Raw genomic sequence first — 19,659 nt, forward strand, 5'->3', positions numbered from 1 at the left:
GGAGTCCGGACCATGCAGCAGAAGCAGCACACCCTCATCGACAGCCCCTACGGTCCCCTCACCCTCGTCGCCACGGGCGACACGCTCTGCGGCCTCTATATGACGGATCAGCGTCACCGCCCGCCGCAGGAGACCTTCGGCGCCCGCGACGAGCGCCCCTTCGGTGCGGTCATCGACCAGCTGAACGCCTATTTCCAGGGCGAGTTGACGGAGTTCGACCTGCCGCTCGCCCTGCATGGGACGCCGTTCCAGCGCTCGGTCTGGGCGCAGCTCCAGCGGATCCCGTACGGCGAGACCCGCACGTACGGGGAGCTGGCCGAGGCGCTCGGCAGGCCGGCCGCCTCCCGGGCGGTGGGCCTCGCCAACGGCAAGAACCCCATCGGCGTCATCGTCCCCTGCCACCGCGTCATCGGCGCGAACGGCGACCTCACCGGCTACGGCGGCGGCCTCGACCGCAAGCGCCGACTGCTCGACTTCGAGCGCTCCGCCACCTCGACCGCCACGGCCGCCGCCCTCTTCTAACCCTCGTACACCCCGTACGACGGCAGCCCCGCCGGCTCGAAGACGTGCACGGACAGGCCGCCCGTCGTGGAGCGCTGGCTGACCGGGCGCAGGCCCGCGGGGGTGCCGTCGGCCGGGAACAGGCGGCGGCCCCGGCCCACCACGACCGGGGCGATCGCGAGGCGCAGCTGGTCGACGAGGCCCGCCGCGAGCAGCGACTGGGCGAGCCGTGAGCTGCCGTGGATCTGCAGCTCACGGCCGGGCTGCCGCTTCAGGGCGTCGACCTCGGCGGCGATGTTGCCCGCCAGGATCGTGGTCGGGTTCCAGTCGGCCCCGGTCAGGCTCTTCGTGGCGACGTACTTCGGCAGACCGTTCATGATCGCCGCGAAGGGGTGGTCGGTCATCGTCGGCCAGTCACGCGCGAAGTTCTCGTACGTGCGGCGCCCGAAGAGCAGCCCGTCGGCCCGGCCGAGCCAGCCCTCGGCGATCTCCATGAACTCCTCGTCCACGTACGGCACGAACCAGCCGCCGCGCGTGAACCCGTCACTGGTGTCCTCGTCCGGGGAACCCGGCCCCTGCGACACCCCGTCCAGGGTGAGGAACTCCTGCACCACGAGCTTCATCGGGCACCACTCCCTCGTCAGTCCTTCGCCTCCGCGTGCACCGGCTTCGGGATCAGCAGCGACGTGAACAGGGCCGCCACGATGAGCACGAGCCCCGCCACGACACCGGCACTGTAGCCGCCGACCGAGGTGCCGCCGGTGGGGGCGACCGAGTCCATCGCGGCGTACAGGATCACGAAGCTGAGGCCCGCGCCGAGGTTGAAGCAGCCCGCGTTGAGGCCCGGCAGGAAGCCGGGGTTCTCGGGCGGGGAGAGCACGATGCCGAGGCCGTTCAGCATGATGTTGGCCATGCCCGCGTAGGTGACACCCAGCAGGATCGACACCGCGAGGAGCAGGCCCGACGAGTCCGTCTGGAGGGTCAGCAGCGCCAGGACCGTCGAGACCGCCGTGGCGATCAGTCCGGTGCGCAGGATGCGGCCGTAGCCGTACGTCGCCGCGAGCCGCCCCGAGATCGGGCCCATGGCCAGGCCCGCGAGCGCGTACGGGGTCAGCGTCCACCAGGTCGCGCCCTCGGCGCCGAGGCCGAGGCCCACCGAGGTGTCCTGCGCGAAGCCGGGCAGCAGCCCGTTCATGATCGCGAAGACGCCGGTCATGGTGAGCATCGTCGACAGCAGCAGCGACCAGGTGGCGCGGCGCTTCAGCAGGTGCGTGGTGACCAGCGGGTGCGCGGAACGGTTCTCGAACCGCCAGAACGCCCAGAACGCGAGCCCGGCCACGACGAGCAGCCCGATCGCGAGCGGCCAGTTCGCGGCGGCCAGCTTGCCCGCCTCGTTGAACGCGATGAGGAGCGCGCCGACGGAGATCACCAGGAGCAGCACGCCCGGCCAGTCCATCGGCGGCCGCTCGGCCGCGCGGGACTCCGGGGCGAAGAACCGCACGAGCACGGCCGAGAGGGCCGCGAAGGCGGTCATGACCCAGAAGATCGAGGCGTAGCCGTAGTGCTCGGCGAGCGAGCCGCCCGCGAACGAGTCGACGCCCGCGATGCCGCCGTTGACGGCGGTGACGACGCCCATGAGCGTGCCGTACCGCTTCGGGTCGGGGATCTCCACGCGCAGCATGATCAGGGCGAGCGGGATGGTGGGGCCCGAGGCGCCCTGGATGACACGTCCCACGGCGAGCATCCCGACGGAGGTCGCGAGCGCGGAGATCACGCACCCGACGGCCATCAGGACCATCATCCCGGTGAGCACCTTGCGGCGGCCGATCAGATCGCCGAGGCGCGGCAGGAAGAGCGAGAACAGCGCGGCGGCCGTGAAGAACGCCGTCTGCGTGACACCGATCGCGGACGCGGTGGTGTCGAGCTCGTCCGCCATCGTCGCGAGCGCAGGGCTGAGCATCGAGGCGTTGAGCTGGAAGGCGAAGCTGGCCGCGAGCAGCGCGACCATGAGGGCGCCGATCCGGACCGGGCGTCCCGCATCGGGGCCGCCGGCCGAGGAGTGGGGGGAGGCGGCGACGTTCATGCTGCGGGCGCCCCGTTCCCGCCGGGCTCGCCGATGCGCTGGAGCGCGTCGACGACGAGGTTCCAGAACCGCTCGTGGTCCAGGTCGACGGCGACCTGGGTGTGACAGTCATCGGGCGCGGGGGAGCGCAGGTCGGTGACGGTCATGCCGAGCGTGAGCGCGCCGCGCAGCTCGATGTCGACGGGGGCCTTCCGTACGGTCATGACGCTCGGGTCGATGACGTACGCGACGGCGCAGGGGTCGTGCACGGGCGGGTGCTCGAAGCCCTGGTTCTCGCGGTAGGCCTCGCGGAAGAATTCGAGCAGTTCGAGCACGAACCGCGCGGGCTTCGTACCGACGGCGGCGATCTTCTTCTCCACCTCGGGGGTCGCGAGCGCCTGGTGGGTGAGGTCGAGCCCGACCATGGTGACCGGCCACGGCTCGTTGAAGACGATGTGGGCGGCCTCGGGGTCGATCACGATGTTGAACTCGGCGACCGGGCTCCAGTTGCCCTCGTGGTAGCCGCCGCCCATGAGGACGACCTCGCGGACGCGCTCGACGATGCGCGGCTCCTTGCGGGCGGCGAGCGCGATGTTCGTGAGACCCGCGGTCGGCACGATGGTGATCTCGCCCGGCTCGTGCGCCATGACCGTGTCGATGATCAGGTCCACCGCGTGCCGCTCGTCGAGCTCGAAGGCGGCGTCCTGGAGCGCGGGCCCGTCGAGGCCCGTGTCGCCGTGGATCTCGGGCGCGGTCTCGATCGTACGGATCAGGGGCCGCGGGCAGCCCGCCGCGAACGGCACTCCGGTGATTCCGGCGATCGCCGCCACGGAGAGGGCGTTGCGCGTCACCTTCTCCAGGGTCTGGTTGCCGACGACGGTGGTCACGGCGACCAGCTCGATGTCGGGGTTGCCGTGCGCGAGCAGCATGGCGACCGCGTCGTCATGACCCGGGTCGCAATCGAGGATGATCTTCCTGGCCAACGGTTCGAGCCCCTTTGCTCTGGTTACGAAAACTGTCCACGGAAACATCCCTCGCCGCCACAGGAGATGTCAACGCGCGTAGATGCTCACTTCGTGGCCGGCTTCCCGCCCGGCCGGGTGTCCGGCCATGCCACGTCGTCGATGGCGAGCCAGGGCGCGCGGGCCACGGCCGTCGGGGTGAGCCCGGTGAACTCCCTGACGTCGCGGTGCAGATGGGACTGGTCGACGTACCCGCTCGCGGCGGCGACGTCGGCGGCCGGGCGCCCCGCCGCCAGCAGATGGGCGGCGTGATCGAACCGCACGAGGCGGGCGGCGCGCTTGGGCGTGATGCCAAGTTGGGACCGGAAGCGGGCGCACAGCCTCCCCCGGCTCCAGCCGACCTCGTCCGCAAGGCCTTCGACCCGCACCCGCCCCCGGCCGGCCAGCGTGCGCCGCCAGATGTGGGCGACCTCCGGATCGACCCGTGGGGCGGCGTCGAGGCGACGGCCGAGGAGCTCCGTCGCGATCGCGAACCGCTCGTGCCACGAACCGGCGGCGCGCAGCCTGTCCTCGGCCCGCCCCGCGCGGCGCCCCCACACGTCGTCGAGTGACGCCAGGGACCCGCTGAGCTCCGCCGAGGCGCCGAACACCGCGGTCGCCAGGGCCGGTTCGAGACGGATCTGGAGACACGTGCCCACCCGGCCGGAGGCCCGGAGCTCGCCGGGGAGCAGCCCGATGACGACGCTGCCGAGCCCGGTCCCGCCGTGGGCGTCGTAGACGATGCCGTCACCCTCGCTCAGGTCGATGAGCAGGGTGACGGACGGGTGCGCGACCATGCTGATGTCCATGGGCGCGGGGACGCGCTGGCTGAACCCGGCCATGCTGATCCCCGGCAGCCGAAGCGCAGGGGGCGGGACCGAGATGTCCACCGAATCCCAGTCGGGCGGTGTCCCGATTGCTGTCCCGATCGGCGGCATATGGCGAGTCTAGGTCCTGGCCTACGGCCCCGGGTGGCGGGCCGTCGCGGCGAAGTCCAGCAGCAGTGTGCCGGTCGCCTCCGGGGCTTCGAGGAGGGGGAGGTGCCCGACGCCGGGCAGCATCTCCACGCGCGCGTGCGGCACCGTGGCGTAGCTCTGGGCGGACGCCGGGTCCCAACGGGGTTCGGCGGCGCCGAAGATCACCAGTACCGGGATGCCGAGTGGGGTGAGCCGCTCGGGCACGGTGCGCTCGGTGAGGTACGCGCCGTTCTCGCGCAGGACCGCCCGGAACGCGCCGTACGTGATGCCCCGCACCCCGGCGATCAGCTCCTCCGGGACGTCCACGGGGCGGGCGGCCGTCGACCTGATGCCCCCGCGGATCCAGGCGTCCGAGCGCATCGACCAGATGAGCCGGCCGAACGGCGGGCCCGTCAGGAAGCGCAGGACGAACGGCTGCGGAAGGAGCGCGTCCATGCGCGGGCCCGTGCTGATCAGGGTGAGCGAACGCACCAGCTCCGGGCGCCGCTCGGCGAGCGCGGTGGCGACGTAGCCACCGCTGGAGTGCCCGGCCACGGCGACGTCACGCAGCCCGAGGTCGTCGAGCAGTCCGGCCAGCGCGGCCGCCTGCGCGGGCACTTCGTAGGACGGAGCGGGCGGGGAGTGGCCGCAGCCGGGCAGGTCGACCCGGATGACGTGGTGGTGGCCGGCGAGCGCCGGGGTCATCGGGATCCAGCAGCCGCCCGAGGCCCCCGATCCGTGGATGAGCAGGAGGGGCGGCGCCTGTGGCGGGCCGTCGTGGACCACGTGCATCCCGTGCGAGAGTTCAACGTCGTACGTAGTCATACGGCGAGGGTGCACGGGCCGCGCGCTCCCGGTCTTGTAAAAATGTCGCCCCAGCGGAGCCGGGCGCGGCTTACGGCGAGCCCTGGTATTCGGCCAACTCCACGGTCCGCGCCGCCAGTTCACTGATGCGGGCGCCGTCGAAGCCGAAGACGGCGCTGCGGAGCCGGTCCTCCAGGGGCTCGGTCCACTGCGGGGGGATCGCGGCGGCGCCGCACAGCACCCCCGCGAAGGATCCGGCCGTCGCGCCGTTGGAGTCCGTGTCGAGGCCGCCGCGCACCGTCAGGGCGACGGTGCGGGTGAAGTCCCCGTCGCCGTACAGCAGCCCGGCGGTGAGCACCGCGGCGTTCGGGACCGTGTGGATCCAGCCGAGGCCCGCCGTCTCCCCGGCGACCGTGGAAAGCGTCTCCTCCCAGGTGAGCCGCGAGTCGTGCAGGGAGGCCGTGCGGCGTACGACGCGGGCCAGGCGGCTGCTCGCGGGGATCACGCAGAGCGCGGCGTCGAGGGCGGCGCGCGGGGTCGGCGCGGTGAAGGCGGCGGAGATCAGGGCGGCGGCCCACATCGCGCCGTAGACGCCGTTGCCCGTGTGCGAGAGGACCGCGTCGCGGCGGGCCAGGGAGGCGGCGCGGCGCGGGGCGCCCGGGTTGGTCCAGCCGAAGACGTCCGCGCGGATCAGGGCGCCGATCCACTCCTGGTGGGGGTTGTCGTACGTCGCCGTGAGCGGGGGCTTGAGGCCGTTCGCGAGGTTCCGGTACGCCGCGCGCTCCGCCGTGAACGTCTGGAGGTAGGGCAGGCGCAGCAGCCACAACTCGCCCACCTGCTCCGTCGTGAACGCGAGGCCGTGGGTCTCCAGGAGGTGCAGGCCGAGCACCGCGTAGTCCACGTCGTCGTCCCGGCAGCTGCCGTGGATGCGGCCGCGCACGCACTGGCGCCACTCGGGACGCAGCGCCGACGCCACCTCGTCCGAAGGCGGTTCGGGCAGATAGTCGGTCAGGGGCAGGGCCTCGGCCTGCCGCAGATAGCGGTCGATGCGCTCGCGCGTCCACACCTCGCCCTGCTCGACCGGTTTGCCGAGCATGTTGCCGGCGATCCGGCCGAGCCAGCCGCCGAGCACACGGTCGGCGAAGGTGCGGTCGGGGAGGTCGCTGAGCCCGGGGCTCGTAGGCGTCATGACATCGGTGTACCCGCTTTTGAAGATCAACGGTCGTGCTGGTTTGCGGCTCTTTGTACGAATATTTGGGCGGCGATCGCGGGTCCGCGGGCCGGACGGCCATGGGCAGCGGACCCCTCCTGCGGTTAAGGTCGCAGCGGCGCGACTGCCTTGCCTCGTGCAAGGCGCAACAGCAAGGGGAGAGCAAGGTGGCGGACGCTGCACAGGCCGCGCGGCACGTGTTGATCGCGGCGGACAAGTTCAAGGGCTCGCTCACCGCCGTGCAGGTCGCACAGCGTGTGACGGCGGGTCTGCACCGGGTCGCGCCCGAGGTCACGGTGGAGTCCGTGCCGGTCGCGGACGGCGGCGACGGGACGGTGGCCGCGGCGGTCGCGGCCGGGTTCGAGCGCCGCGAGGTCCGGGTGACGGGGCCGCTGGGCGACCCTGTCGTCGCCGCGTACGCGCTGCGCGAGGGCACGGCCGTCGTGGAGATGGCGGAGGCGTCCGGCCTTCAGCTGCTGCCCGAGGGCGAGTTCGCGCCGCTGACGGCGACGACGTACGGGTCCGGCGAGGTGATCACCGCCGCGCTCGACGCCGGGGCGCGCTCGATCGTGTTCGGCGTGGGTGGCAGCGCCACGACGGACGGCGGCGCGGGCATGCTGTCCGCGCTCGGCGCGCGGCTCCTGGACGCGCAGGGCGCGCCGGTCGGCCCCGGCGGCGGCGCCCTCGCGGACCTCGCCTCGGCCGATCTGTCCGGGCTCGACGCGCGGCTCGCTGACGTCGAACTCGTCCTGGCGAGCGACGTCGACAACCCGCTCACGGGCCCGAAGGGCGCGCCCGCGATCTACGGGCCGCAGAAGGGCGCCACCCCGGAGGACGTCGCCGAGCTGGACGCGGCGCTCGCCCACTTCGCGAAGGTGCTCTCCGAGTCGGTGGGTCCGAAGGCGCTCGAGTACGCGGAGTCGCCGGGGGCCGGTGCCGCGGGCGGCATCGGGTACGGGGCGCTGGTCGGGCTCGGCGCGAGCTTCCGGCCCGGCATCGAGATCATGCTCGACGTCCTCGGCTTCGCGCCCGCGCTGGAGCGGGCCGAGCTCGTGATCACCGGCGAGGGTTCGCTGGACGAGCAGACGCTGCACGGGAAGGCGCCCGCGGGTGTCGCCGCGGCGGCGCGGGCGGCGGGCATCGAGGTCGTCGCCGTGTGCGGACGTCTCGCGCTGGCACCGGAGGTGCTGGGCCGGGCCGGGATCCGCCGGGCGTACGCGCTCACCGAGGTGGAGCCGGACGTGGCGCGCTGCATCGCCGAGGCGGGGCCGATCCTGGAGGACGTGGCCGCTCGCATCGCGGAGGACTTCTTGCGCTGAGCACACTCAAGCCCCGCCGGCGATTGAGGCGCGGGGTCCGGGGCAGAGCCCCGGGGCGCTCGCCGGGTGGCCAGGGCTGGGCTTGGGGCTCTGCCCCATACCCCGCTGCTCAATCGCCGCAGGGGCTTGATATTCCAAGCCCTGCTGGACGGTGAGCAAATGGCGCGGGGTCCGGGGCGGAGCCCCGTGGCGTGCGGGGCGAGGGCCCGGCGACGTACGGCGTGCCCTTCCCCCTCGCCGCCCCGCGACGGACGGCTCACCCCGGTGACAACCGGTACGCGTCCAGGGCCAGCGTCATCTCCATCAGGTCCCGTGGCCGCGACAGTGAACGCGACGTCAACTGTTCCAGTCGGCGCAGGCGGTTGAAGACCGTGTTGCGGTGGCAGTACAGGCGGCCCGCCGCCCGGCCCGCCGATCCCTCGCACGCCAGCCACGCGTCCAGCGTCTCCAACAGGACCGCCCGGTCGGCCGGTTCGAGCGTCAAGAGCCCGCCGAAGACCCCTGACACCAGACGCTGGGCCAGGTCCGGCTGGCTCACCACCAGGGCCGTCGGCATCCGCTCGTCCAGGCGGACCACGCCCGTGGTCTCCGGCGGGCAGGTGCGCAACGCGAGTTCGGCCAGGCGGCGGGCGTGGCCGAGCTCGGCGAGCCCCTTGACGACGGGGCTGACCCCGCCGGGCCCCGGGCAGCGGCCGTCGAGCAGCGCCGCCAGGTCGTCCAGGGTGCGGCCCGCCCCGAGCGCCGCCACCCCCACCTCGCAGTCCGCCCGCATCCGCCACACGAACCGGAACCGCGGGTCCTGGATCCGCCGGTGGAACGCCTCGCGCCCGCCCTGCCGCTCCACCCGGAGCACGACGACGGCGTACGGGCCGTGCTCGGGCAGGTCGAGGCCCGCCGCCGCGCGCGCCGCGAGACCCGGGGCGGGACGGCCGTCCAGGAGCGCGTCGAGCAGCGCCTGCGTCTGCTCGTCGGTACGGCGGCGCAGCTCCAACTCCGTTGCCCGATACGCCTCGGAGGCCGCCTCGGCCTGCGCGTCGACCGCCGCCCACACCATCGTCGCCGACCGCATCAGCGCCTTCAGGCGGGCCGGTTCGCCGCCCGCGCTCTCCATCAGGGCGTCCCAGACGAGATAGCCCGCGTTGCGGTAGGCGTGGATCAGGAGATCGAGCGGCAGGCCCTGGCCCGCCCGGCGCCGGCCCGCGTCCTCGGCGTACTCCAGGTCCCTGCGCGGCGAGTCACGGGGCGCCGAGATCGTCTCGATGCCGATGCGCATCGCCTGCTCGGCCTCCCGCCACTGGTCGTCGTACGGCAGCACGCGCACGTAGACGTCCGAGTACGCGAAGAGCTGCCGCAGATGCTCGTCGACGAGTTCCGGCACCCGTTCGAGGAGCGTGCCGCAGGCCTCCTTCAGCAGCTTCCAGTCCTGGCCCGTGCGGTGCTTGCGCGTGCCCATCGCCCCTCCCCGAAGAGTCTTAAAGCGACGGCAAAGAACTCACCCGCTTGTGCGGAGGATGCCACCCGCCGCCCCTCCCCGGCAGGCCCCTGACACGCGGTCTTGTGCGCGGGCACAACCGGGGCGGCCAGGGGCTGGTCCCACGCAGCGATTCACGGGTCGCCCGTGGACGGGCCGTCCGCGCGGTGCTGTCGTGAGCGCCACCGGTCCAGGGAGGGACGCACACAGTGACCGATGTGAGCAAGGCAAACGAACCAGGGCTCGTCGTCGACGACGTATCCGTCGGCTACGGACCCGTACGCGCCCTGCGCGGCGTGACCTTGGAGGTACCGGAGCGCTCCGTCGTCGCGGTGCTCGGCGGCAACGGAGCGGGCAAGACGACCCTGCTGCGCGCCGTGTCGCGCACCCTCGGCTTCCACGGCGGGGCGGTGACGTCCGGCACGGTGGGCTTCCGCGGCCGGCAGATCGGCGGCCTGTCCGCCGACCGCGTGGTGGCCGCCGGGATCTGCCAAGTCCCGGAGGGGCGCCGGGTGTTCGCGCGGATGACCGTCGCGGACAACCTGCGGGCCGGGGCGCTCGGCTCGCGCGGTTCGCGGGCCGACAAGGCGGCGGCGCTGCGGCGCGTGCACGAACTGTTCCCCGTGCTCGCCGACCGGGCGCAGCAGCGGGCCGGGCTGCTGTCCGGCGGCGAGCAGCAGATGCTGGCCGTGGGCCGCGCCCTGATGGCCGCGCCGAAACTGCTGCTCCTGGACGAACCCTCGCTGGGTCTCGCCCCGTTGATGGCCGCCCGGATCGCCGACACGGTCCGCGAGATCAACGCCCAGGGCGACCGCTCGGTCTCCGTACTCCTCGTCGAACAGAACGCGGCGCTCGCGCTGCGGCTCGCCTCGTACGCGTACGTCCTGGAGGTCGGCGAGATCACCCTGCACGGCCGCGCCGACGAACTCGCGGGCTCCGACGAGGTGCGCCGCCGCTACCTGGGTGTGGTCGACGAGACGGCCGCGTCGGACGCCGCGGCCGCCACCGGCGCGGCGGCGCACACGCCGACGCTGAGCCGTTGGGGAGGCGCGCGATGACCACCCCCGGCACGACCGACGTACCGCCCCTGCGGGTAAGGGACCTGACCGTGCGGTTCGCGGGTCTCACCGCCCTCGACGCCGTCGGCCTGACCGTCGAACCGGGCACGGTGCACGCCGTCATCGGCCCGAACGGAGCGGGCAAGTCCACCACCTTCAACGTCCTCTCCGGCGTCTACCGGGCCACCTCGGGCACCGTCCACCTCGGCGAGCGCGAACTCACGGGACTGCCCCCGCACCGCATCGCCGAACTCGGCGTCGCCCGCACCTTCCAGAACCTCGCGCTGCCCCCGCACACCACCGTCGCCGACAGCCTGCTGCTCGGCCGCCACCGGCTGACCCGCGCGGGCTTCGTCGCGGCGGGCCTGCGACTGCCGTCGGCGATCCGCGAGGAGCGCGCCCACCGCGAACGGGCCGCTGAGATCGCCGAGTTCGTCGGGATCGCCGACCAACTCACCACCCCCACCGGTTCGTTGCCGTACGGCGCGCAGAAGCTCGCCGAACTCGCCCGCGCCCTGTGCATGGAGCCCAAGATCCTCCTCCTCGACGAGCCCGTCGCCGGCATGACCGCCGACGAACGCCGCCGCACCTCCGCCGTCATCGCGGGCGTCCGCGACAGCCTCGGCATCTCGATCGTCCTGGTCGAACACGACATGGGCGTCGTGATGCGGCTCGCCGACGAGGTGACGGTCCTCGACTTCGGCCGCCGCATCGCGGCCGGCCCCCCGGAGCGGGTGCAGAACGATCCGGCGGTGGTCCAGGCGTATCTGGGCACCCCCGACGAGCCGGAGGCCTCCGCATGAGCGATCTCTCGACGTTTCTCGAACTCCTCCTCAACGGCGTCTCGATGGGCTCCGTCTACGCCCTCATCGCGCTCGGCTTCGTCGTCATCTTCCGGGCCACCGAGGTCGTCAACTTCGCCCACGCGTCGCTGCTGCTCGCCGGCGGATACGTCATCGCGTCGCTCCACGACGACATCGGGTTCTGGCCCGCGGTCGGTGTCGGCATCGCGGCCGCGGCCGTCGTCGGCGCCGCCGTCGAGTTCCTCGTGATGCGGCGCTACCGGGGGCGCGACCACAGCGTCCTCGCCATCGTCACCATCGGCGTCGACATCCTCCTGACCACCGAACTCACCCGCCGCCTCGGCACGGACGTGCTCGCCATGGGTGACCCCTGGGGCGACGCCGTGCTCACCGTCGGCGGGGTCTCCGTCGCGCACACCCGGATCGCCGCGTTCGCGGCGGCGGCCCTGCTCATCACCGCGTTCCTGCTCACGTTCCGCTACACCTCGTGGGGCGTCGCGATGCGCGCCGCCGCCGAGAGCAGCGAGACCGCCGCGCTGATGGGCGTACGGCTCGGACGGGTGTCGCTCGGCGCGTGGGCGGTGGCGGGCGGCCTCGCCGCCGTCGCCGCGCTGTTCCTGACCGTCTTCCCGACGCCGGGCCTCGAACGGGCCACGTCACTGGCCGCGTTGAAGGCCTTCCCCGCCGCGATCCTCGGCGGCCTCGACTCCACCACCGGCGCGCTCGTCGGCGGCCTCATCGTCGGCGTCACCGAGTCCCTCGCCGCCGGCTACCAGAGCGAACTCGCCTTCATGGGCCGCGGCCTCGGCGATCTCGCGCCCTATCTCGTGATGACCGTGATCCTGCTGCTGCGGCCCTCGGGGCTCTTCGGGACGAAGGAGCTCGCCCGTGTCTGACGTACTCGCCTCGGATGCCCCACCGGCCAAGACCCGTACCGCATACGGCAGTTCACTGCGCGATCTCCTCTCGCGCCGCCGTACGTACGTCATCGCGGCCTGCGCCCTCCTGCTGCTCGCCCTGCCGTTCTACCTGGAACGCTTCTGGCTCCAGGCGGGCCTGTTCGCCATGGCCGCCGCCATCGGTGCCATCGGGCTCAACCTGCTGACCGGAGCGACCGGGCAACTCTCCATGGGGCACGCCTTCTTCCTCGCCGTCGGCGCCTACGGGTACTGCGTGTTCGCGGGCGAGCGCGGCCAGGCGCTGAACGGGCTCGGCCTGCCGTCGTGGCTCGCCGCCGTGCTCGCGGTGCTCGTCGCGGGCGTCGCGGGCGGCCTGTTCAGCCCCATCGCGGGCCGCCTCAAGGGCGCGTACCTCGGCATCGCGACCCTCGCGCTGATCTTCATCGGGCAGCACGTCCTGTTCAACGCCGAGGACCTCACCGGCGGCGCCAACGGGCGCGACGTGCCCGCCATGAGCCTGTTCGGCCTCACCTTCGACGAGAGCGAACTCACCGTCGCCGGCGTGCCGTTCGGCGCCTCCGAGAAGCTCTGGTACCTGGGTCTGCTGCTCACGCTCGGCTGCGGCCTCTTCGCCCGCGGAGTGCTGCGCGGGCGGCCGGGGCGCGCCCTCAACGCGATCCGCGACCACCGGATCGCGGCCGGGGTGCTCGGCGTCCCGGTCGCCCGCTACCGCGGCTTCGTCTTCGTGCTCTCGTCGATGTACGCGGGCCTCGCGGGCGTCCTGCTGGCCCTGGTCTTCCAGCGCACCGTGCCGGACTACTTCGGCATCACGCTCTCCCTCGAATACCTCGCCATGATCGTCATCGGCGGCCTCGGATCCGTCGCGGGCGCCGTCGTCGGCGCGGCCTTCGTGTCGCTCCTGCCGCAACTGCTCACCCGCTACAGCGACGCCCTGCCCCTCGTCTCCGCCCCCGGCACCGGCGGCGTGGCCCCCGGCGAGGCATCCCGCTATCTGTACGGCGCCGCCGTCGTGGCGGTCGTCCTTTTCCTACCCGGCGGCCTTGTGCGACTGACCGCTCTGCGCGCCAGGAAACAACTTACGGAGGACGCATGAACCCAAGGAACGGCCGCACCCGCATGCTCACGGTGACCGCCGTGGCGACCCTGCTCGCGCTGACCGCCGCGTGCAGTTCCAAGGCCAAGGACGACGGGGGCGGCGACAAGCAGAGCGCGGGCGGCATCAAGACCGGGAAGGGCATCACCGGAAAGACGATCAACCTCGGCGTCCTCACCGACATGACCGGCGTCTACGCGACGCTCGGCAAGAGCGTCACCCAGGCCCAGCAGCTGTACGTGAAGCAGTTCAACGCCGCGGGCGGCGCCTGCGGCTACAAGGCCAAGCTGACCGTGCGCGACCACGGCTACGACCCGCAGAAGGCCGTCGCCGGCTACACCGAGCTGGCACCCGACGTGCTCGGCTTCCCGCAGTTCCTCGGCTCGCCCTTCGTGGCCGCGGTCAAGCCGCGCATCGACGGCCAGGACAAGGCCCTCGTCCTGCCGCAGGCCTGGTCGGCGCATCTGCTCGGCAGTAAGTACGTGCGCGTCATCGGATCGACGTACGACATCGAGACGATCAACGCGATCGACTTCCTGATGAAGGAGAAGGGCCTGAAGAAGGGCGACAAGCTCGGCCACGTCTACTTCGAGGGCGACTACGGCGAGAACGCCCTGCAAGGTTCGACGTACATGGCGAAGGACGCCGGGCTCACCGTCGTCGAGCAGAAGATCAAGCCGACCGACAACGACATGACCGCCCAGGTCTCCGCCCTGAAGAAGGCCGGCGTCAAGGGCGTCGTGATCAGCGCGGGCCCGCGCCAGGCGGCCTCCCTCGTCGGCGTCGCGGCGGCGGCGAAACTGAACGCGCCGATCATCGGCAACAACTCGGCGTACTCGCCCCAACTGCTCGGCACCCAGGCGGCCCCGGCCCTGCTCAAGAACTACTGGGTCGCCTCGCCCTCGCTGCCCATCGGCGCGGACACCCCGGAGGCGAAGAAGCTCGTCGCCGACTACAAGAAGGCGTATCCGAAGGACGCGCTCGACAACGGCGTCGTCGCGGGCTGGACCGCCGCGGCCGTGTTCGGCGAGGCACTGAAGAAGGCCTGCGAGGACAAGGACCTCACCCGCGAGGGTGTCGACAAGGCGCTGCTGTCGCTGAGCGACTTCGAGAACGGCTTCGGCGTCACCCAGAACTTCAGCGACCCGAAGGCCCCGTCCTCCCACGAGTCGGTGATCCTGCAGCCCGACAAGTCGGCGGTCGGCGGCATGAAGGTCGTCCGTCAGCCGTCCGAGTCCGAGCAGGCCAAAGGCTTCACGCCCAAGGTGAGTTGACGCCAGAACGTGTCGGCGGGCGCCCGCAGCGCCCGCCACGCGTCGACGAACAGCCGGGTCGCGGCGCGGCCCGGCCAGTCGCGCGGAAGCAGCGCGTCGGGCAGCCGTGGATCGCGCTCGAAAGTGATCCGCCAGGCGTGTACGAGACGCGTCCGCGCGACGAAGGCGGCTTCCGGTCCCCGCGCCTGCCCGGTGCGGCCCTCGAACCGCGTCAGAAACTCCTCGTGAGCGCGCCGTACGTCGTTCAACTCCCACGTCCTGAGCACGAGTTCGGCATCGTCCTCGGCCCGGCAGGTCAGCCACAGGGCGTGGGCCGTGAGTCCCTGCTCGCGGAACAGCCCTTTCAGGGCCGGCAGGCCACCGGGGTCGGCGGCGCACCACAGGCCGGGCCCCAGCGGCCCGAACCCCTCGAACGCCAACTGCTGCTCCACGAGCGCCCGGTCGCGCCACACCCCGCTCGGCGGACGCAGGACCAGCTGCTGCCATTCGCCGCTCCACGGCGTCGCCTCCACGGCACGCTCCAGGCGGTGCGTCCACGCGGTGAGCAGGCGCCCGAGCCGGGGTTCGAGGACGAGTCGCGTGCTGCGCCCCACCCGCTCCGGGCGCAGCCAGCCCTCCTGCGCGAGCCGTCCGAGCGCGCGCCGCGCCGCCGCGTCCCCGATCCCGCACGCGCCGAGCGCCCCCACGACGGCCCCGGCCGCCACCCGATCAGCGCCCGCGTACCGCACGTACTCGCCGAGGACGGTCAGCGCGAGGGTGCGCGCGCTGGGCGAACCGTCGCCGTGCCGTCGTGTGCGAGGCGCTTCCAACATCCGCCGCCCTCCGTGGTGTTGACCTCTCCACCGTCCCGATATAGGACGTAAGAAGCGTAAGCCTCGACTTTATGTCCTACGTCCGGCACGGCGAAAGGCGTACGAGTGCAGCCACCCCAACTCCCCGCCCGGTTCGGCGCGTTCCTCGCCCCGTACCACGGGCTCGACGGCAGCCCGTCCCTCCGGATCCGCCAGGACCTCGACCTGGTCCGCGCCCTCGACGCCTGCGGATACGACGAGGCGTGGATCGGTGAACACCACTCCGCCGGCTACGAGACGATCGCCTCGCCCGAGGTGTTCATCGCCGCGGCGGCCGAACTCACGCACCGGATCCGCCTCGGCACGGGCGTCAACTCCCTTCCGTACCACCACCCGCTGATGCTCGCGGACCGCCTGCTCCAGCTCGACCACCAGACACGTGGGCGGGTCATGCTCGGCGCGGGACCCGGCCAGCTCGCCTCCGACGCCTTCATGATGGGCATCGACCCGATGAAGCAGCGCGCCATGATGGCCGAGGCGCTCGACGCGATCGTCCGCCTGGTGCGCGGCGAGACGGTGACGGAGAAGACCGACTGGTACGAACTGGCCGAGGCACACTGCCAGTTGGGCCCCTACCGGCCCGTCGAAGGGCTTGAGATGGCGGTCGCGTCGACCGTCTCGCCCTCGGGCTCGGTCCAGGCCGGGCGGCACGGCATCGGCCTGCTCTCCCTGGCGGCCGGCGACCCGGCGGGCTTCGCGGCGCTGCGCGGGAACTGGGAGGCGTACGAGAAGTCCTGCGCGCGGCACGGGCACGTCGCGGACCGGGCCGACTGGCGCCTGGTCGTCCCGATGCACCTGGCCGATACGCGGGAGCAGGCCCGCTCGGAGGCGGCGCACGGGGTACGTCACCTCGTCCACTACATCGAGGGCCTGTCGGGCGCGACGCTGCCGTGGGGCCGCGAACCCGCGGACGCCGTCGGGCAGTTCACCATGGACGGCTTCCCGGTCTTCGGTGTCGCCACGATCGGTACGCCGGACGACGCGATCGCCCGCGTCGAGGCGCTCGCCGAGGCATCCGGCGGCTTCGGTACCTTGCTGTTGCTCGACCTGCCGCTGGCGACGCCGCAGGCGAAGCGGCGCTCGTACGAACTCTTCGCGGACCACGTGGTGCCGCACTGCACCGGGGCGAACACGCGGCGCGCGGCGTCGATGGCGTGGGCGCACACCAACAGCGAGCGGTTCGTGGGGGCGATGCGGGCGGCGGTGGAGAAGGGAGCGTCGTGATGCGGGCCGCCGTGCTGCGCGACGGGAGCTTCCACGTCGCCGACGACGTGCCCGAACCCGTACCGGGCCCCGGACAGGTGCTCGCGGCGCCCATCGCCACCGGGATCTGCGGGTCCGACCTGTCCGCCGCCCGGCACACCGACGACTTCCTCAAGGCGTCCCGCGACTCGGGCACGGCGAGCTTCCTCTTCGACCCGGACGCCGACCTCGTCCTCGGCCATGAGCTGTGCGCACGGGTGCTGAGTCCGGGGGAGTGGGAGGGGCGGGCCGTGGTCGGCCTGCCCTGGGCGGTCGACGCCGGCGGCACGATGCGCACCATCGGCTACGCCACCGACTTCCCCGGCGGATTCGGCGAGCGCGTCGTCCTCTCGCAGGCCGCGCTGATCCCCGTACCTGACCATGTGCCGCCGCACGTCGCGGCGCTCACCGAACCCCTCGCGGTCGGCTACGGCAACGTCGCGCGGGCCGATCCCCGGCCCGGCTCGGGGGCCGTCGTGATCGGGGCGGGGCCCATCGGACTCGGCGCGCTGGCGGCACTCGTGGAGCGGGGCGCAGCACCGGTCGTGGTATCGGAACCGTCTCCCCGCAGACGGGAGTTGGCCCGCCGTTTCGGGGCGCACGTGGTGGTCGACCCCGCCGTGACGGACCCCTTCGACGCCTGGCGGGAGGCATCGGAGCGCGGACAGCCGCTCAAGGTCCTGGAGTGCTCGGGCCGCGCCGGCATGCTGGGCGAGATCCTGCTCAGGGCGCCCCGCGAGACACACGTGCTGCTGATCGGCGCGTGCATGACGGAGGACGTCTTCCGGCCGGTGGTGGGCCTCTACAAGGACATCACGGTCACGATGTGCATGGTGTACCCGCCGAAGGAGTTCGCGCGCACCCTGGACCGGATCGCGGACGGCACGGTGGACGCCGCCGCGCTCATCACGGGCGAGGTCGGCCTCGCCGGCGTCCCCACGGCCCTCGCCACCCTGTACGCCCCCGACGACCACGTGAAGGTCCTGGTCCGCCCCGACCTCCCCGGCACGGGACTGCACGGCCGCTGAACGCGCAGCCACGATCCCCTGCCCGGCCGATATGCATACGTCCGCCCTGAAAACACGTGGACCGCCCGCACTCCGCCACGGGACACTCCGATGTTCGGCCCAGCACGGCCGGAAACCCTCACCCCCCAACACCCAAGGGACGGGATCGGATTGACCTCATTACGCGAAGTGCCACCGAGTCGCGGCTCGGTACTGCTCGCACTCCGCTACTACGGACGGGAGCTGGCCCGGGCACGCCGGTTCGCGGCCCCCGCGATGCTGCTGCCCGCGCTCGGCAACATCGGCCTCTTGTACCTCGCGCCGCTCATCGTCGCCAAGCTCGTCGGCCACCTCGCCGACGGCGGTGAGCGCACCCTCGACGCGCTGCTGCCGTACGTCCTCGCCTTCGCCGGTGTGCTCCTCGCCGCCGAGGCACTGTGGCGCATCGGGTACCACTGCATCAACCGGCTGGAGGCGGGCGCCATCTCCCGCCTGTACGTGATCGGCATGGACGAGCTGTACGCGAAGGACGCCACGTTCTTCCACGACAACTTCGCCGGCTCGCTCACCAAGCGCGTCCTGAGCTTCGCCTCGCGCTTCGAGGAGTTCGCCGACGTACTCATCTTCAACGTGATGGGCAGCTTCGTACCGATCGTGTTCGGCTCCGTGGTGCTGTGGCGGTACGAGCCGTGGCTCGTCGTCGTGCTCCTCGCGATGATCGCGATCACCGGCCTGTGCGTGCGGCCCTTGATCCGGCGCCGCCAGAAGCTGGTCAACGCGCGCGAGGCCGCGTTCACCCACATGTCGGGGCACGTCGCCGACAGCCTGATGAACATGGAGACGGTCCGCGCCTTCGCCGCAGAGGAGCGCGAGTCCGCCGAGCACCGGGAGCGGGTCGCGGACGCGCGCGGCCACATCCTGCGCGCGTGGGACTACGGCAATCTGCGCGTGGACACCCTCGTCGCCCCGCTCTCCGTGCTGACCAACGCCCTCGGACTGCTGCTGGCCGTCGCCCTCGCGGGCAGCGGCCAGGGAGTGGAGGCGATCGTCGTCGCGTTCACGTACTTCACCAACGCGACGCGCATCATGTTCGAGTTCAACCAGATCTACCGCCGCCTGGAACGTGCCATGACGGAGGCGGCCCAGTTCACGGAGCTGCTGCGGGACAAGCCGAAGGTGCTCGACCCGGCCGAGCCCGAGGAGCCGCAGGGGTCCTCGGCCGCCGCCGTCCGCTTCGAGCGGGTCGCGTACACGCACGCCGGCGCCGAGCCGCTGTTCACGGGGCTCGACCTGACCGTGCCCGGTGGCACGCGGCTCGGCCTCGTCGGCCGCTCGGGCGGCGGCAAGACGACGCTGACCAGGCTGCTGCTGCGGATGATGGACATCGACGGCGGCCGGATCCTGATCGACGGCCAGGACATCTCCCGGCTGCGCCAGGCCGACCTGCGGTCCCTGATCGCGTACGTCCCCCAGGAGCCGGCCATGTTCCACCGCAGCCTGCGCGAGAACATCGCCTTCGCCCGGCCCGGGGCGAGCGCGGCCGAGGTCAGGCGGGCGGCGGAGGCGGCACACGTCACCGAGTTCGCCGACGCGCTGCCCGAGGGGTTCGACACGATGGTCGGAGAGCGCGGCATCAAGCTCTCCGGCGGCCAGCGCCAGCGGGTCGCGCTCGCCCGCGCGATCCTGCGGGACGCCCCGATCCTGCTCCTGGACGAGGCGACCAGCGCGCTCGACTCGGAGAGCGAGCTGCTGGTGCAGGAGGCGCTCTGGCAGCTCATGGAGGGCCGCACGGCGCTCGTCGTCGCCCACCGCCTGAGCACGGTGGCGGGCATGGACAACCTGGTCGTCCTGGACCACGGCCGCATCGTCGAGCAGGGCAGCCACACCGACCTCCTGGCCGCCCACGGCACGTACGCGAAGCTGTGGCAACACCAGTCAGGAGGCTTTTTGCAGGAGGCCGCCTAACGATCAAGCCCCTGCCGGTGGTTCTTTAAAGCCCCTGCGGCGATTGAGCAGCGGGGTCCGGGGCAGAGCCCCGCGACCGCAACCACGGCGCCGCTGACACGCAAAAAAGTGGTGGGGGGGGG

The 19,659-nt window shown here is 72.4% G+C and carries 18 protein-coding genes; 10 read left to right on the forward strand and 8 right to left on the reverse strand.

What is annotated here, in order from left to right; translation table 11 throughout:
- Positions 1 to 12 precede the first annotated feature (12 nt).
- Positions 13 to 522, forward strand: coding sequence for a methylated-DNA--[protein]-cysteine S-methyltransferase (locus tag OKJ99_RS34070; protein WP_326022060.1), 510 nt, complete (start codon positions 13 to 15; stop codon positions 520 to 522).
- Here OKJ99_RS34070 and OKJ99_RS34075 read toward each other — a convergent pair.
- The 6 genes from OKJ99_RS34075 to OKJ99_RS34100 form a co-directional block, all read right to left on the reverse strand.
- Positions 519 to 1,124, reverse strand: a complete 606-nt coding sequence (locus OKJ99_RS34075; RefSeq protein WP_326022062.1) for a dihydrofolate reductase family protein — start codon at positions 1,122 to 1,124, stop codon at positions 519 to 521. The genes OKJ99_RS34070 and OKJ99_RS34075 overlap by 4 nt on opposite strands.
- Positions 1,125 to 1,141: 17 nt before the next feature.
- Positions 1,142 to 2,584, reverse strand: coding sequence for a uridine transporter UriT (gene uriT, locus OKJ99_RS34080; protein ID WP_326022064.1), 1,443 nt, complete (start codon positions 2,582 to 2,584; stop codon positions 1,142 to 1,144).
- A complete protein-coding gene (gene uriH / locus OKJ99_RS34085; RefSeq protein WP_326022065.1) occupies positions 2,581 to 3,546 on the reverse strand; it encodes a uridine-preferring nucleoside hydrolase UriH in 966 nt (321 codons plus the stop codon). Before uriH ends, uriT begins: the two co-directional genes overlap by 4 nt.
- A gap of 86 nt (positions 3,547 to 3,632) precedes the next feature.
- Positions 3,633 to 4,406 (reverse strand): helix-turn-helix domain-containing protein, encoded by a 774-nt coding sequence (locus OKJ99_RS34090; protein WP_326022066.1) that lies wholly within the window; start codon positions 4,404 to 4,406, stop codon positions 3,633 to 3,635.
- Positions 4,407 to 4,523: 117 nt separating this feature from the next.
- The gene (locus OKJ99_RS34095) at positions 4,524 to 5,345 is read right to left on the reverse strand and encodes an alpha/beta fold hydrolase (protein ID WP_326022067.1); all 822 of its coding nucleotides are present in this window, start codon (positions 5,343 to 5,345) and stop codon (positions 4,524 to 4,526) included.
- Between the two features lie 70 nt (positions 5,346 to 5,415).
- A complete protein-coding gene (locus tag OKJ99_RS34100; RefSeq protein ID WP_326022069.1) occupies positions 5,416 to 6,513 on the reverse strand; it encodes an ADP-ribosylglycohydrolase family protein in 1,098 nt (365 codons plus the stop codon).
- 188 nt (positions 6,514 to 6,701) lie between these two features.
- On the opposite strand from OKJ99_RS34100, the gene OKJ99_RS34105 reads away from it, so the two are divergent.
- The gene (locus OKJ99_RS34105) at positions 6,702 to 7,853 is read left to right on the forward strand and encodes a glycerate kinase (protein WP_326022071.1); all 1,152 of its coding nucleotides are present in this window, start codon (positions 6,702 to 6,704) and stop codon (positions 7,851 to 7,853) included.
- A gap of 256 nt (positions 7,854 to 8,109) precedes the next feature.
- Here OKJ99_RS34105 and OKJ99_RS34110 read toward each other — a convergent pair whose 3' ends face one another.
- Positions 8,110 to 9,306 carry a helix-turn-helix domain-containing protein gene (locus OKJ99_RS34110; RefSeq protein WP_326022073.1) on the reverse strand — a complete coding sequence of 399 codons (1,197 nt, stop codon included), beginning with the start codon at positions 9,304 to 9,306 and terminating at the stop codon, positions 8,110 to 8,112.
- A gap of 236 nt (positions 9,307 to 9,542) precedes the next feature.
- Here OKJ99_RS34110 and OKJ99_RS34115 point away from each other — a divergent pair, with 236 nt between their 5' ends.
- Genes OKJ99_RS34115 through OKJ99_RS34135 form a run of 5 tightly spaced genes read left to right on the forward strand, consistent with a single transcriptional unit; the run spans position 9,543 to position 14,472 of the window.
- Positions 9,543 to 10,382 carry an ABC transporter ATP-binding protein gene (locus tag OKJ99_RS34115; RefSeq protein ID WP_326022075.1) on the forward strand — a complete coding sequence of 280 codons (840 nt, stop codon included), beginning with the start codon at positions 9,543 to 9,545 and terminating at the stop codon, positions 10,380 to 10,382.
- Complete coding sequence (locus OKJ99_RS34120; protein WP_326022077.1) at positions 10,379 to 11,185, forward strand: ABC transporter ATP-binding protein; 807 nt, start codon at positions 10,379 to 10,381, stop codon at positions 11,183 to 11,185. Before OKJ99_RS34115 ends, OKJ99_RS34120 begins: the two co-directional genes overlap by 4 nt.
- Entirely contained in the window at positions 11,182 to 12,081 is a 900-nt protein-coding gene (locus OKJ99_RS34125; protein WP_326022078.1) for a branched-chain amino acid ABC transporter permease, read from the forward strand. Before OKJ99_RS34120 ends, OKJ99_RS34125 begins: the two co-directional genes overlap by 4 nt.
- Positions 12,074 to 13,198, forward strand: a complete 1,125-nt coding sequence (locus OKJ99_RS34130) for a branched-chain amino acid ABC transporter permease (protein ID WP_407700818.1) — start codon at positions 12,074 to 12,076, stop codon at positions 13,196 to 13,198. The genes OKJ99_RS34125 and OKJ99_RS34130 overlap by 8 nt, the downstream gene beginning before the upstream one ends.
- Positions 13,195 to 14,472, forward strand: a complete 1,278-nt coding sequence (locus OKJ99_RS34135; RefSeq protein WP_326022080.1) for an ABC transporter substrate-binding protein — start codon at positions 13,195 to 13,197, stop codon at positions 14,470 to 14,472. The genes OKJ99_RS34130 and OKJ99_RS34135 overlap by 4 nt, the downstream gene beginning before the upstream one ends.
- Here the strand turns inward: OKJ99_RS34135 and OKJ99_RS34140 are convergent.
- Entirely contained in the window at positions 14,421 to 15,284 is an 864-nt protein-coding gene (locus OKJ99_RS34140) for a PaaX family transcriptional regulator (RefSeq protein ID WP_326022082.1), read from the reverse strand. The two genes, OKJ99_RS34135 and OKJ99_RS34140, sit on opposite strands and share 52 nt — an antisense overlap.
- Positions 15,285 to 15,389: 105 nt before the next feature.
- Between OKJ99_RS34140 and OKJ99_RS34145 the strand changes: the two genes are divergently transcribed.
- From OKJ99_RS34145 to OKJ99_RS34155, 3 genes are all read left to right on the forward strand, one after another.
- Positions 15,390 to 16,547, forward strand: a complete 1,158-nt coding sequence (locus tag OKJ99_RS34145; RefSeq protein WP_326022084.1) for an LLM class flavin-dependent oxidoreductase — start codon at positions 15,390 to 15,392, stop codon at positions 16,545 to 16,547.
- Positions 16,547 to 17,593 carry a zinc-binding dehydrogenase gene (locus tag OKJ99_RS34150; RefSeq protein WP_326022085.1) on the forward strand — a complete coding sequence of 349 codons (1,047 nt, stop codon included), beginning with the start codon at positions 16,547 to 16,549 and terminating at the stop codon, positions 17,591 to 17,593. Before OKJ99_RS34145 ends, OKJ99_RS34150 begins: the two co-directional genes overlap by 1 nt.
- Positions 17,594 to 17,683: 90 nt before the next feature.
- Entirely contained in the window at positions 17,684 to 19,537 is a 1,854-nt protein-coding gene (locus OKJ99_RS34155) for an ABC transporter ATP-binding protein (protein ID WP_407700819.1), read from the forward strand.
- The last annotated feature ends 122 nt before the right edge of the window (positions 19,538 to 19,659 follow it).

Source organism: Streptomyces endophyticus, assembly GCF_035798155.1.
Lineage (GTDB): Bacteria > Actinomycetota > Actinomycetes > Streptomycetales > Streptomycetaceae > Streptomyces > Streptomyces endophyticus.

Excerpts from the sequence above, each read along its gene's own strand:
- OKJ99_RS34070 (WP_326022060.1), top strand. The coding sequence starts at position 13 with ATGCAGCAGAAGCAGCACACCCTCATCGACAGCCCCTACGGTCCCCTC.
- OKJ99_RS34075 (WP_326022062.1), bottom strand. The coding sequence starts at position 1,124 with ATGAAGCTCGTGGTGCAGGAGTTCCTCACCCTGGACGGGGTGTCGCAG.
- uriT (WP_326022064.1), bottom strand. The coding sequence starts at position 2,584 with ATGAACGTCGCCGCCTCCCCCCACTCCTCGGCCGGCGGCCCCGATGCG.
- OKJ99_RS34090 (WP_326022066.1), bottom strand. The coding sequence starts at position 4,406 with ATGGCCGGGTTCAGCCAGCGCGTCCCCGCGCCCATGGACATCAGCATG.
- OKJ99_RS34095 (WP_326022067.1), bottom strand. The coding sequence starts at position 5,345 with ATGACTACGTACGACGTTGAACTCTCGCACGGGATGCACGTGGTCCAC.
- OKJ99_RS34100 (WP_326022069.1), bottom strand. The coding sequence starts at position 6,513 with ATGACGCCTACGAGCCCCGGGCTCAGCGACCTCCCCGACCGCACCTTC.
- OKJ99_RS34110 (WP_326022073.1), bottom strand. The coding sequence starts at position 9,306 with ATGGGCACGCGCAAGCACCGCACGGGCCAGGACTGGAAGCTGCTGAAG.
- OKJ99_RS34120 (WP_326022077.1), top strand. The coding sequence starts at position 10,379 with ATGACCACCCCCGGCACGACCGACGTACCGCCCCTGCGGGTAAGGGAC.
- OKJ99_RS34125 (WP_326022078.1), top strand. The coding sequence starts at position 11,182 with ATGAGCGATCTCTCGACGTTTCTCGAACTCCTCCTCAACGGCGTCTCG.
- OKJ99_RS34135 (WP_326022080.1), top strand. The coding sequence starts at position 13,195 with ATGAACCCAAGGAACGGCCGCACCCGCATGCTCACGGTGACCGCCGTG.
- OKJ99_RS34140 (WP_326022082.1), bottom strand. The coding sequence starts at position 15,284 with ATGTTGGAAGCGCCTCGCACACGACGGCACGGCGACGGTTCGCCCAGC.
- OKJ99_RS34150 (WP_326022085.1), top strand. The coding sequence starts at position 16,547 with ATGCGGGCCGCCGTGCTGCGCGACGGGAGCTTCCACGTCGCCGACGAC.
- OKJ99_RS34155 (WP_407700819.1), top strand. The coding sequence starts at position 17,684 with ATGTTCGGCCCAGCACGGCCGGAAACCCTCACCCCCCAACACCCAAGG.